Below are 11,280 nucleotides of genomic sequence, written 5' to 3' on the forward strand. Positions count from 1 at the left end.
GGGGTGATTCCGCGTGCACCCGGGGACACCCCGGAGGCAGGACGAGGACGAGGGCGCGGCCCGGCCGGCGGCCGGTGGGCGGCGGTACCGGTCAGTTGAACTGGCCGGGCCGGTAGTCGCCGGCCGGCGTCTTGAGCAGGACGTTCGCGCGGTTGAAGGCGTTGATGATCGCGATGGCGCCGACGAGGGCGGCGAGCTGCTCCTCGTCGTAGTGCTTGGCGGCGTTCTCCCAGACCTCGTCCGGGACGCCGCCGGCCGCGTCGGCGATGCGGGTGGCCTCCTCGGTCAGCTCCAGCGCCGCGCGCTCGGCCTCGGTGAACACCGTGGCCTCCCGCCACACCGCGACGAGGTTGAGGCGCTCCGCGGACTCCCCGGCGTGCACGGCGTCCTTGAAGTGCATGTCGGTGCAGAAGGCGCAGCTGTTGATCTGGCTGGCGCGGAGCTTCACCAGCTCCTGGGTCGTGGCGGGGAGGGTCGAGTCCTCCAGCACCTTGCCCGCGGCGATGATGTGCTTGAAGACCTTGCCGAGGACCGGGCTGGTGAAGGGGTTGAGGCGGGCTTCCATGGTGTTCTCCGTTGCCGTCGTCTGTCGGGACACACCTTTGACGGGACAGCCCGGCGGGTTGTGACACGGGCCCGTTGTGACGGTGGTCACTCCCCGCCGGCGGGCCCGGCGGGCGACGCCGCGCGGGCCGGCGCGTCCGGGGGGAGACTGCGAAGCATGGGACAGCGTGATGTTTCGGTGGCGCGCGAGATGGCGGCCCCGGCGGACCGGGTCTGGCGGTCGATGACCGACCTGGAGTCGATGCCGCAGGTGCTGAGCGGCGTCGACTCGGTGGAGGTCCTCACGCCGGGCCCGTTCGGCGTGGGGACGCGCTGGCGGGAGACCCGGCGGATGCTGGGCAAGTCGGCCACCGAGGAGATGTGGGTGACGGTGTGCGACGCCCCGGTCCGGTACGTCGCGGAGGCGGACAACGCGGGCATGCACTACGTGTCGGAGTTCCGGCTCGTGGAGCGCACGCCCGGGCGGACGACCGTCACGATGACCTTCTCGGCCCGGCCCCGGCACGGCGACAAGCTGCCGTTCCTGGCGCGGCTGCTGGGCGGGATCGGCGCCAAGGCGGCGGCGAAGGCGATCGCCAAGGACCTGGCGGACGTGGCGGCCTCGGTGGAACGCACGCCCGGGGGCGGACCGGACCGGTAGTCGCCCGCCCCCGCCCGCCCGCGACTCGATCACTGCCCGGTCGCCGCTCCGCTCGGCCGCGGGCTCAGAGCCAGCTCAGCGCCCGGTCAGCGGCCGGTCACCGCTTCGAGTGCCGCTTCGAGTGCTGCGAGGAACCGGTCCGTGGTCGGCTCGTCCCGGACGGCGATGCGCAGCCAGTCCGGGCCGAGGCCGGGGAAGGTGTCGCCCCGGCGGACGGCGAAGCCGCGCTCGCGCAGCGCGGTCCGGACGGTGTCGGCCCCGGGCAGTTCGATCAGGACGAACGACGCCGCCGGCTCGCCGTGCACCCGGACGGCGGGCAGGGCGGAGAGGCCCTTGAGCAGGTGGTCGCGCCGGAGGGCCAGTTCGTGCGACGCCTCCTCGGCCTCCGCGAGGGCGGCCGGAGTGGAGCAGGCCTCGGCGGCGGCCAGGGCGGGGGTGGAGACCGGCCAGAGCGGCTGGGCGGCGGCGAGGCCGGCGATCAGCGGGGCCGGACCGAGCGCGTATCCGATCCGCAGGCCGGCCAGGCCCCAGGTCTTGGTGAGGCTGCGGAGGACGACCACCCGGCCGGGCAGCTCGCGGGCCGACGAGGCCAGGGACTCGGTCTCGCCGGGCACGGTGTCCATGAACGCCTCGTCGATCACCAGGGTGCGTCCGGGTCGGGCGAGGGCGGCGACGGCGGCGGCCGGGTGGAGGACGGACGTCGGGTTGGTGGGGTTGCCGAGCACGACCAGGTCGGCGGCCTCGGGGACGGCGTCCGGAGTGAGCCGGAAGCCGTCGGCGGGGGAGAGCAGGACGCGGTGCACGGCGTGTCCGGCATCCCGTAGCGCGGCTTCCGGCTCGGTGAACTGTGGGTGCACGACGACGACGTGACGCGCCGTCAGGGTGCGGGCCAGCAGGACGAACGCCTCGGCGGCGCCCGAGGTGAGCAGCACCTCGTCGACCGGGCGGCCGTGCCGGGCGGCGACGGCGGCATGCGCGGACGTGCCGTCGGGGTAGGCGGCGAGGTCGGCGAGGGTGGCGGCCAGGTGCTCGCGCAGCCACTGCGGGGGCGTGCCGGTGCGGACGTTGACGGCGAGGTCGACCAGGTCGGGTCCGGCGGCGCGCACCTCGGCGTCCCCGTGGTGGCGGAGATCGGGTTCGGCGGCCTTGGCGGCCTCGGCGGCTCCGGCGGGGGAGGGCTCGGCGGCGGAGGGGGTGTGCGGCCCGGGGGTGGAGCCGGATGTGGGGGTCATGGGCGGATCTCCTGCGGGGGCTGGCGGGGGAGCGGGGTGGCGCGGCAGGCGGGCGACGGCGACCGTCGCGGCCGGGGACTTCCGCTTGGGCACGACGAGTTCCCCGCCTGGCGCGCTCGCCAGTGCTGCCGCCTCGGCCACGCCGGCCGTACCCACCGCCGCGCCGACGACGGCGGACGGGTGCGGTACGGGGACGGTCGCCAGGGCGTCGGCCGGGTGTTCGGCGACCGGGACGCCGAGTGCGGCGGCGGCCCGGCGGACGGCCGGGTGGGCGGCCTTGCCGGTGAGGGTGGCGATCAGGGCGACGGGCGTGCCGGGCGGCCCTGCCTCGGCCAGTGCCCGGTGGATCAGCCCGAGCAGCTCCGCCGCCGTGGCCGAGCCGCGCGCGCCCACGCCGACGACCAGGGCTCCCGGCCCGGCGGCGGTGACTCCCGGGCGTGCCTCTCCGGCGCCAGGCGCGTCGGACACGTGCGCGCCCGCGTCCGGTGGGCCCGCTCCCGGTGCGCCTGGGGTCGGTGCGCCCGCGTCCGGCGCGCACGCCCCCGCGCACGAGCAGGCAGGCGCGCAGGAGGGCGGCTCCGCGCGCGCCCCGGAAGCACCCACGCCCGAACCGTTCCCGACCGGACCGCTCACGACCGGCTCACGTCCATCTCACGCCCTGCTCACGTCCGACTTCTCCGCGTCATCCGCCCGACACCCGTCCGCCGGCCGCTGCGAGCCGATCCGGGGCGGCGCGGGCCGATCCGGGCCCCGTGCGGGCCGGCGACGGTCCGCGACCACCCGTGGCGGTCGGTGAACGTCCGGCCGTCGGCGGCCCGAACGCCCACGTCAGGGCGATGGGGGCTGCGGAAATCCCACCACGGCCGTCACGGACGGGTCAATCGGCGGGGCTGTGACCTGCGCTTGACCTTCGGCTGTGGGGCGCGATCGCTGTTCGCCTGCTCTTCATGTCGCGGCCGGAGCCCGCGCCACCGTCCCGCTCCTACTGTTTGCGGCGCTCAGGCCCGGTGATTTCCCATCGGGCATTCCCCGCCGGTTCCCCCTCGCGGCCGGGCCACCTCCCCGGCCCGGCCGCCCCCGACGCACGGAGGACACCCATGTCCGAGACGCCCCGGACCCCCGAGACACTTGTCATGAACGCAACCCGCGAGAGATCCCGCCGCCGCACCCTGACCGCCCTGGGCGCCGGCCTCGGCCTGGTCGCCGGCTCCCTCGGCCTCTGGGTCGCGACCGGGACGGCCGCGCACGCCGCCGCCCTCCCGGCCCCGGACCACGTGGTGGTCGTCGTCCTGGAGAACCACGCCTACTCGCAGATCATCGGAAGCTCCGGCGCGCCGTACATCAACAACACCCTGAAGGCCGGCGGCGCCAACCTGACCCAGTCGTTCGGGCTCACCCACCCCAGCGAGCCCAACTACTACCAGCTGTTCTCCGGCTCCAACCAGGGCCGCACGGACGACAGCTGCGTGCCGGTCGGCTCGATCAACAAGGCCAACCTCGCCTCCGAGCTGATCGCCGCCGGCAAGACCTGGGGCAGCTACAACGAGGGCCTGCCGAGCCAGGGCTCGACCGTCTGCTCCAGCGGCAAGTACGCGCAGAAGCACAACCCGTGGTTCGGCTTCAGCAACGTGCCGACCAACACCGCCTACACGATGACGCAGTTCCCGACGAACTTCGCGAGCCTGCCGAAGGTCTCCTTCGTCGTGCCGGACCTCTGCAACGACATGCACGACTGCTCGGTCTCGACCGGCGACACCTGGATCAAGAACAAGCTCGGCGCCTACGCCACCTGGGCCAAGAGCAACAACAGCATCCTCGTCGTCACCTTCGACGAGGACAACCGCCTCTCCGGCAACCGCATCCCCACCATCTTCTACGGCGCCCACGTCACCCCGGGCTCCTCGACCGCCACCACCTACAACCACTACAGCGTGCTGCGAACGCTGGAGGACCTCGCCGGGCTGACCACCCACGCGGGCAACGCCGCCACCGCCGCCACCATCACCGGCATCTGGAACTGACACCCGTGTACGTCGCGGACTCCCGCAGCTCCAAGGCCCCCGTCGCCCCGGCCGCCCCCCGGCGGGGGCGGCGGGAGGCCGCCGCCGACACCGCCACCGGCCCGGACACCGGCGCGGCCCACGGCACCGACACCGCCGACACCGCCGATGCCGCCGACGCCGTAGGCCGCCCCCACCGCCCCGGCCGGGCGGCCCGGGCCGCCGTGCCCGGCACCGTGCTGGCGCTGGGCACCGTCAGCCTGGTCACCGACGTGTCCTCCGAGATGGTCAGCGCCGTCCTCCCGCTCTACCTCCTCACCGGGCTCGGCCTCTCCCCGCTCGGCTTCGGCCTGCTGGATGGCATCCAGAACGGCTTCAGCGCGCTCGTCCGCCTGGCCGGCGGCCACCTCGCCGACCGGCGCGGCCGGGACGGCGCACCCCGGCACAAGGCGGTCGCCGCGCTCGGGTACGGGCTGTCGGCGCTCTGCAAGCCGCTCCTGCTGCTCGTCCACACCGTGCCGCTGATCGGCGCCGTGCTCGCCGTCGACCGCACCGGAAAGGGCCTGCGCACCGCGCCGCGCGACGCGATGATCTCGCTGGCCACCGAACCGGCCCACCGCGGAAGGGCGTTCGGCGTCCACCGGGCGATGGACACGGCCGGTGCGCTGCTCGGACCGCTCACCGCCTTCCTGGTGCTCCGGACGGCCGGCGGTCCGCTGCTCGCCGACGGCGGCCGGCAGCAGGGCTACCAGGCTGTGTTCGCGGTCAGCGCCTGCGTCGCGGTGCTGGGCGTGCTGATCCTGCTGCTCTTCGTGCCGCACCGCCCCGACGCCGCCGGGCCGTCGTCCGGGCCGTCCGGGCCGCAGTCCGGCTCCCCGGGACTCCGGGACGGCCTCGCGCTGCTCCGCAGGCCCGACCTGCGGCGGCTCACCCTCTGCGCGGTGCTCCTCGGCCTCACCACGGTCAGCGACTCCTTCCTCTACCTGCTCGTGCAGCGCCGCCTCGGCCTGGCCACGGAGTACTTCCCGCTGCTCCCGCTCGGGACCGCCGCCGCGTTCCTCCTCCTCGCCGTCCCGCTCGGCGCGCTCGCGGACCGGATCGGCCGCCGCCGGCTCTTCCTGGCGGGTCACGGCGTCCTGCTGCTCGCGTACGGGCTGCTGCTCTCGCCGCTGGGCGGGCTGCCGGCGGTGGTCTGCGTGCTGGTGCTGCACGGCGCGTTCTACGCCTCGACGGACGGCGTGCTCGCCGCCGCCGCGGCCGACGCCGTCCCGCCCGGGCAGCGCGGTGCGGGGCTCGCCCTGGTCGGTACGGGCCAGGCGCTCGCCCGTTTCGCCTGCTCGCTGGCGTTCGGTGCGCTCTGGGGCGTGGTCGGCGGCACCGCCGCGCTGGCCTGGTCGGCGGGTGCGCTGGCCTGCTGTGCGGCCGGTGCGGCCTTCGTCCTCCGCGAACCGCCGAGCGGCCCCGCCGGTCCGGCCCCGGTCCCCGGCCCCGCCCCGACCCCCGCTCCCGCCGCCACCGACCCCGAGGTGCCCTCGTGACCACCACCCCGCTCCGCAACCGCACCAGGGTGCTGATCCTGCTGGCCGCCGTCGTCCTCCTCGGCGCGGTCGGCACCGGCGCCGTCCGCTACGCCGCCGACCGCTCCGCCGAGCGCGACCGGGCCCGGCCCGACGGCCCGGTCGTCACCCGCGGCGACGTCTCCCTCCGGACGCCCGCCTCCCGGCAGCTCGCCTTCCGCAACATGGCCTGGGGCCCCCACCGCGACGAGATCGCCACCGTCCCCGCCGACCGCCCGGACGGCCCCCGCACCGCCTCCGGCGTCCAGTGCCTGCGCTTCCACGCCGCCGCCGGCACCGGCATCTGCCTCCAGGCGGAGCGCGGGGCACTCCAGGACACCTACCGGGCCGTCGTCCTCGACGACCACCTCCGGGAGCTGCGCTCGTTCCCCGCCGCCGGTATCCCGACCCGCTCCCGGGTGTCGCCGTCCGGCCACCTCGTCGCCTGGACGGTCTTCGTCAGCGGCGACTCCTACGCGGGCACCGACTTCTCCACCCGCACGGCGATCGTCGACGTCCGCGACGGGAACCTCCGGGACAACCTGGAGACCTTCGACGTGATCAAGGACGGCAAGCCGTACCGCGCCGCCGACGTCAACGTCTGGGGCGTGACCTTCGCCGACGACACGGCCTTCTACGCGACCGTCGCCACCGGCGGCCGGACGTACCTGGTCCGCGGCGACCTCGGCGCCCGCACCCTCACCACCCTCCACCAGAACGTCGAGTGCCCCTCGCTCTCCCCGGACGGCACCCGGATCGCCTACAAGAAGCGCGTCCCGGGCGTGTCCGAGGACGCCCCCTGGCGGCTCTACGTCCTCGACCTCGCCACCATGACCGAGACCGCCACCGCCGAGCAGCGCAGCATCGACGACCAGGCCGTCTGGGCCGACGACGGGAACCTCCTCTACGCCCTCCCCGGAGACTTCGGCGCCGATCTGTGGACCGCCCCCGCCGACGGCACGGGCGCCGCCCGGCGTCTGCTCGACGCGGCGGTGGCCCCGGCATATCTGGGCTGATCAGGCTGGTTGGTCCGACTCGGAACTTCGAGCGTAGGGTCCACGTCGAGCAATACGAGTGGCGACGCGACGCCGCGACGCCACGCCGACGGACCGGGGGAGCAGGAAAAGTGAGCCAACGAGGGCCCGACCGCGGGCTGTCGCCGGAGCAGCGCATGTCCAGCGACTCGTGGCCGGCGCTGCACGGCCGCCCCGTGCTGCGCCGGACGATCGCGATGGGCCTCGTCCTGTTCGTCGCGGTGATGGCGGCCCTCGCCGTCCGCGGCGTCAACGCCCTCACCCTCGGTCGCGGTGTCGTCGAGACCGACCGGGACCGCGCCGAGCTGCTCGCCGGCCTGCACCCCTCGCAGCACCCCGGTGCCGGGCGCTACTACGTGCCCGTCGGCGCGGTGTACACGCACACGCCGGACGGCGTCCCCGTCGCGTACCTGCACTACCGGCTCGGCGGGGGGCGCGAGGTCGGCGTCGGCGACTTCCTGCGCACCTACGACCTGCCCGCCCCCGGGCCGACGACCGCGCTGCCCCCGGACCTCACGGAGGCGCTGGGCGGCGACGAGCCGGACCTCGCCGCCGAACTCTTCGAGCCGTTCGTGACGGTGCCCGCCGATCCGTCCGCGGACCCGTCCGTCGATCCGTCGGCAGGGTCGTCCGCCCCGGTGTCCGCCGGGACGACCCCCGCCCCGGCGCCGGTCCACACCTCCGACGGCACCGGGCCGGTTCCCACGGGTGTGCCCACCGAGACGCCCGCATCCGAGGTCACCGTCGAGGCCGGCCTCGCCGCCGGCCCGGAGGGCGAGGACGGCTTCGCCCCGGCCTTCCCGGCCGACGTGCCCGACCCGGCCCAGGGGACGCCGTCCCCCTCGACCGAACCGTCCCCGACGTCCGAGCCGTCCCCGACCCCGGCTCCCGAGCAGTCGCCGACCGGCCCGGCCGCGACCGCCACCCCGGCGCGCCCCTCCACGGTCCGCCGGATCTACGTCGCCACCGTGCCGGGCGGGCTCCCGGGGGCCGCCGATATCTACGTCCGCGCCACGACGGGGTGAGCCGGCGGCCCCCGGCCCCCCGCGCCGCCCGGTGCCGCCGCGTTCGGACCCGCCGCGTTCAGTCCGGGATGCGGTCGCCCGTGTCGCCGGGCCCGTCGGGACGGTCGGCGGATCCGCTGACCAGCAGGTCCCCGCCGTGGGCCGCGCGCGGCGTCAACGTGAACGACACCCGGTGCGTACGGCCGCGCGACACCCCGGCCTCGGTCTCCGCACCGACCGCCCACAGCCTGAAGCCCGCCTTCGCCCTGGCGTCGGCCCTCAGCTCGACCTCGAACTCCATCTCCACGGGGCCGACGGCGAACACCACGTCCTGTCCCGCCCCGCGCGCCACCGCCTCCAGCAGTTCGTCGCGTACCGCCGCGACCGCGTCCACCAGCGGAATGTCCATCGGGCCCCCTTGTTCCAACCGTCCGTGCGTCGGATCAACGAGACTGCCGGGGTGGCGAGTTCCCGTACGACGGGCAGGACGCGGGCCGGGGGCGCGGACCTAGCCGACGAGGATCATGACGGCCGCGGCGACCACCGCGAAGACGACCGCGAGGATGAAGCCGAGCATCACCGGCGAGATCCGGTCCCGGAGGCTCCTCGGCGGTCGGACCCGTGCGCCCTGGTCGGTGCTCAGCTCCCACCAGTCGACGACGCGCCGGTAGTCGGCGCCGAACTCGGGGTCGGGGTACATGTCGCTGTGCTGGAGCCCGGGCAGTGAGCGCCGCCGACCGCCCACGAGGAACATCCGGGCCACGGTCGACGACCCGTACCGGCTGTCGGTCTCACGGGTGTCGATCCACTGGACCTCCTGCCAGGCGTAGGTGCGGCCGCGCCCGATGCCCCAGCAGATGGTGACCCCGGCGGGCCCGACCCTGGACCAGCTCCTGAACGCGCAGTAGGCGACCGGGGCCAGCACGGCGATGGTGCCGCCGATCAGCCAGAAGGCCCACACGGGCCCGAGTGTGACGGAGGCGAAGGTGCCCTCGAAGACGAAAACGACGATGGCCAGGAGGAGATGCGACCGCGCCGGACGGTACCGGTCTCTCTCCCGGAAGATCAGTTCGTTCACACCACGCACACTATGCCGTGGCCATCGATCGGAACAGTGGGAGTACGTGCGATCCCCGCCAACAGGCTTGGTTCACAGGGTCCCTAGGCCCCGGTCCGGCCCTCGGGCCGGTCCGCACCCCGGTCCTCGCGCCGGCCCGCACCCCGGTCCTCGCGCCGGCCCGCGCGCACCGCGCGTGCCAGCCGTGTGAGGCCGTAGCCGAGCAGCCAGGGAAGCACGGTGAGGGCGCCGACGTAGACGGTGAGGTAGCCGAGGAGGTCGTCCAGCCGGCCCGGTTCGTTCCAGGTGTCGGTGGGCAGGACCATGGCGGTCGCCGAGACCGCGACGGGCACCGCCGGGAGCAGCAGCGACCAGAGGCGTGGTGCCCGCCGCCCGGGCCGGCGGGCGCACCACACGCCCGTGGCGGCCATGGCGAAGGGGCCGAGCGGCACCCACAGCACCACCGGGACGAACAGCAGGACCCACCATTCGTCCGAATATCCGAACATCATCGGCGCCCCCGATCTCCGCCCACCCCTGAACCCCACCCGCCCGCCGGGTTCCTGCCCGCCCCGGCGGCTCCGGAACCGGACCGCCGCCGGCTGCCCGCCGCGCGACGACGACGGCTACCCCTCCCGGCGCCCGAACCGTCGCACGGCCGGCTCCAGGAAGTCCGCGTGCGGCCCGCGGAGGTCCGCCAACTCGGCCGGAGCGCCGACGAACACGATCTCGACCAGCTCGCGCTCCGACGCCGCCAGCGTGGCGAACCGCTCGCGCAGCCGTACCTCCGGCAGCGGGGGTGCGAGGAACACCGTCCCGACGCTCCCGTACTGCCCGCGCGTGATCGCCCGGAGCACCAGCTCCCCGGGCGCCACCACGACACCGGTCTCCTCGGCCAACTCCCGGGCGGCGTTTCGCCGCAGTGCGGCCGTGTCGAGCGGCTCGCCCGGGCCCGGCGGCTCGACGGACCCGCCGGGCGGCTGCCACTTCCCGGGGGCGGCCGTGGACGCGGACATCCGGCCCAGCAGGAGCCTGCCGTCGTCCGTGGGCTGGAGGAGGACGACCGACAGCGAGGCCGGCCGGACCGCACCGGGCACCCACCGGAGCGCGTAGTGCCGGTACGTCACCCGGGACCAGGAGAGGACGGGTTCGCCGGGGGCGTCCCAGCGGACGCCCTCGCAGGCCACCACCGGCCCGTCGAACAGCGTCGGGTTCCGCCGGACGGCCTCGTCCCAGGCGCGGTCCCGGGCCTGCTGTTCCGCGGGGGAGAGCCGGGGGGACGGGACTTCGACCAGGCGCAGCCGGTGGACGTCCAGGACTTCGGCGGGAGCGGGTGGCAGCGGATCGCCCATCCGGCCATCGTGCCAGGCGCCCCGGGGACGCCGGACCGCACGACACGACATGGCGCGACGACCGAACGACACGGTGTGGGGCGCCCTGGCAGCCCCGCGCCGTTCCTGTTGCCGCAGGAGCCGGCGGGAGCGGGCGGGAGCGGGGACCGCCGCCCTCGGAGGCCGTCCGAGGCGCTCTGGTGCCGCCGGATCGGCTCTGACACCATTTCGGCCGAGATGAACGGGCAGTGCGCGAATGGTTCATCTCAGCTGCATCAACGTAGCCGTAGAGCGTCGAGTAGATCCGAGGCCGACCATGAAGACCTTACGCACTCACGTCCCGAATCTGGTGACGGCCGTGCTGCTCCTGCTGGGCCTGATGACCGCCGCGACCGCGCAGGCCCAGGCGGCCCCGCAGCGGCTCGCCGGCAGCGCGACCGTGTGCTCCAACTCCCCCATCCCGACGGGGTGGGTCATCACGAGCTCGTACAGCAGCAGCGGCTGTCCGGGTACCGGCGTCGCGTACACCATCGCCGATACGACCGGGCTGACGAACGCGACGGTGTGTTCGATGTCGCCGATTCCGGCGGGTTGGGTGATCACGAGTTCGTACAGCAGTGGCGGGTGCGCGGGCACCGGCTACGCGTACTCGATCGCCAATGTCGCCAACCAGACGAACGCGACGGTGTGTTCGATGTCGCCGATTCCGGCGGGTTGGGTGATCACGAGTTCGTACAGCAGTGGCGGGTGCGCGGGCACCGGCTATGCGTACTCGATCGCCAATGTCGCCAACCAGACGAACGCGACGGTGTGTTCGATGTCGCCGATTCCGGCGGGTTGGGTGATCACGAGTTCGTACAGC

The 11,280-nt window shown here is 74.8% G+C and carries 12 protein-coding genes; 6 read left to right on the forward strand and 6 right to left on the reverse strand.

What is annotated here, in order from left to right:
* Positions 1 to 91 precede the first annotated feature (91 nt).
* Entirely contained in the window at positions 92 to 565 is a 474-nt protein-coding gene (locus tag ACFWOG_RS32985; protein ID WP_329880745.1) for a carboxymuconolactone decarboxylase family protein, read from the reverse strand.
* Positions 566 to 721: 156 nt separating this feature from the next.
* Here ACFWOG_RS32985 and ACFWOG_RS32990 point away from each other — a divergent pair, with 156 nt between their 5' ends.
* A complete protein-coding gene (locus tag ACFWOG_RS32990; RefSeq protein ID WP_329948674.1) occupies positions 722 to 1,204 on the forward strand; it encodes an SRPBCC family protein in 483 nt (160 codons plus the stop codon).
* Between the two features lie 86 nt (positions 1,205 to 1,290).
* Here the strand turns inward: ACFWOG_RS32990 and cobC are convergent, their stop codons facing one another.
* Positions 1,291 to 2,904, reverse strand: a complete 1,614-nt coding sequence (gene cobC, locus ACFWOG_RS32995) for an Rv2231c family pyridoxal phosphate-dependent protein CobC (protein ID WP_380362815.1) — start codon at positions 2,902 to 2,904, stop codon at positions 1,291 to 1,293.
* A 665-nt stretch (positions 2,905 to 3,569) separates the two neighbouring features.
* On the opposite strand from cobC, the gene ACFWOG_RS33000 reads away from it, so the two are divergent.
* The 4 genes from ACFWOG_RS33000 (at position 3,570) to ACFWOG_RS33015 (ending at position 8,051) form a co-directional block, all read left to right on the forward strand.
* Positions 3,570 to 4,457 carry an alkaline phosphatase family protein gene (locus ACFWOG_RS33000; RefSeq protein WP_380362817.1) on the forward strand — a complete coding sequence of 296 codons (888 nt, stop codon included), beginning with the start codon at positions 3,570 to 3,572 and terminating at the stop codon, positions 4,455 to 4,457.
* Between the two features lie 5 nt (positions 4,458 to 4,462).
* Positions 4,463 to 5,974 carry an MFS transporter gene (locus ACFWOG_RS33005; protein ID WP_380362819.1) on the forward strand — a complete coding sequence of 504 codons (1,512 nt, stop codon included), beginning with the start codon at positions 4,463 to 4,465 and terminating at the stop codon, positions 5,972 to 5,974.
* Entirely contained in the window at positions 5,971 to 7,008 is a 1,038-nt protein-coding gene (locus ACFWOG_RS33010) for a TolB-like translocation protein (RefSeq protein WP_355399899.1), read from the forward strand. The genes ACFWOG_RS33005 and ACFWOG_RS33010 overlap by 4 nt, the downstream gene beginning before the upstream one ends.
* 155 nt (positions 7,009 to 7,163) lie before the next feature.
* Entirely contained in the window at positions 7,164 to 8,051 is an 888-nt protein-coding gene (locus ACFWOG_RS33015; RefSeq protein ID WP_380362822.1) for a hypothetical protein, read from the forward strand.
* A gap of 58 nt (positions 8,052 to 8,109) precedes the next feature.
* On the opposite strand, the gene ACFWOG_RS33020 is transcribed toward ACFWOG_RS33015, so the two are convergent.
* The 4 genes from ACFWOG_RS33020 to ACFWOG_RS33035 form a co-directional block, all read right to left on the reverse strand.
* Positions 8,110 to 8,439, reverse strand: coding sequence for a trypco2 family protein (locus tag ACFWOG_RS33020; RefSeq protein ID WP_329948680.1), 330 nt, complete (start codon positions 8,437 to 8,439; stop codon positions 8,110 to 8,112).
* A 99-nt stretch (positions 8,440 to 8,538) separates the two neighbouring features.
* Positions 8,539 to 9,108 (reverse strand): hypothetical protein, encoded by a 570-nt coding sequence (locus ACFWOG_RS33025; RefSeq protein ID WP_380362824.1) that lies wholly within the window; start codon positions 9,106 to 9,108, stop codon positions 8,539 to 8,541.
* 83 nt (positions 9,109 to 9,191) lie between these two features.
* Positions 9,192 to 9,599: a hypothetical protein gene (locus ACFWOG_RS33030; protein WP_380362826.1), complete on the reverse strand. Its 408-nt coding sequence runs from the start codon at positions 9,597 to 9,599 to the stop codon at positions 9,192 to 9,194.
* A 114-nt stretch (positions 9,600 to 9,713) separates the two neighbouring features.
* Entirely contained in the window at positions 9,714 to 10,439 is a 726-nt protein-coding gene (locus ACFWOG_RS33035; RefSeq protein ID WP_380362828.1) for an NUDIX hydrolase, read from the reverse strand.
* 337 nt (positions 10,440 to 10,776) lie between these two features.
* Here ACFWOG_RS33035 and ACFWOG_RS33040 point away from each other — a divergent pair.
* On the forward strand, positions 10,777 to 11,280 hold a 504-nt coding region (locus ACFWOG_RS33040), incomplete at its 3' end, for a hypothetical protein (protein WP_380362830.1).

The sequence above is a fragment of the Kitasatospora sp. NPDC058406 genome, assembly GCF_042722765.1.
Classification (GTDB): Bacteria; Actinomycetota; Actinomycetes; order Streptomycetales; family Streptomycetaceae; genus Kitasatospora.

Excerpts from the sequence above, each read along its gene's own strand:
- ACFWOG_RS32985 (WP_329880745.1), bottom strand. The coding sequence starts at position 565 with ATGGAAGCCCGCCTCAACCCCTTCACCAGCCCGGTCCTCGGCAAGGTC.
- ACFWOG_RS32990 (WP_329948674.1), top strand. The coding sequence starts at position 722 with ATGGGACAGCGTGATGTTTCGGTGGCGCGCGAGATGGCGGCCCCGGCG.
- ACFWOG_RS33000 (WP_380362817.1), top strand. The coding sequence starts at position 3,570 with ATGAACGCAACCCGCGAGAGATCCCGCCGCCGCACCCTGACCGCCCTG.
- ACFWOG_RS33015 (WP_380362822.1), top strand. The coding sequence starts at position 7,164 with ATGTCCAGCGACTCGTGGCCGGCGCTGCACGGCCGCCCCGTGCTGCGC.
- ACFWOG_RS33020 (WP_329948680.1), bottom strand. The coding sequence starts at position 8,439 with ATGGACATTCCGCTGGTGGACGCGGTCGCGGCGGTACGCGACGAACTG.
- ACFWOG_RS33030 (WP_380362826.1), bottom strand. The coding sequence starts at position 9,599 with ATGATGTTCGGATATTCGGACGAATGGTGGGTCCTGCTGTTCGTCCCG.
- ACFWOG_RS33035 (WP_380362828.1), bottom strand. The coding sequence starts at position 10,439 with ATGGGCGATCCGCTGCCACCCGCTCCCGCCGAAGTCCTGGACGTCCAC.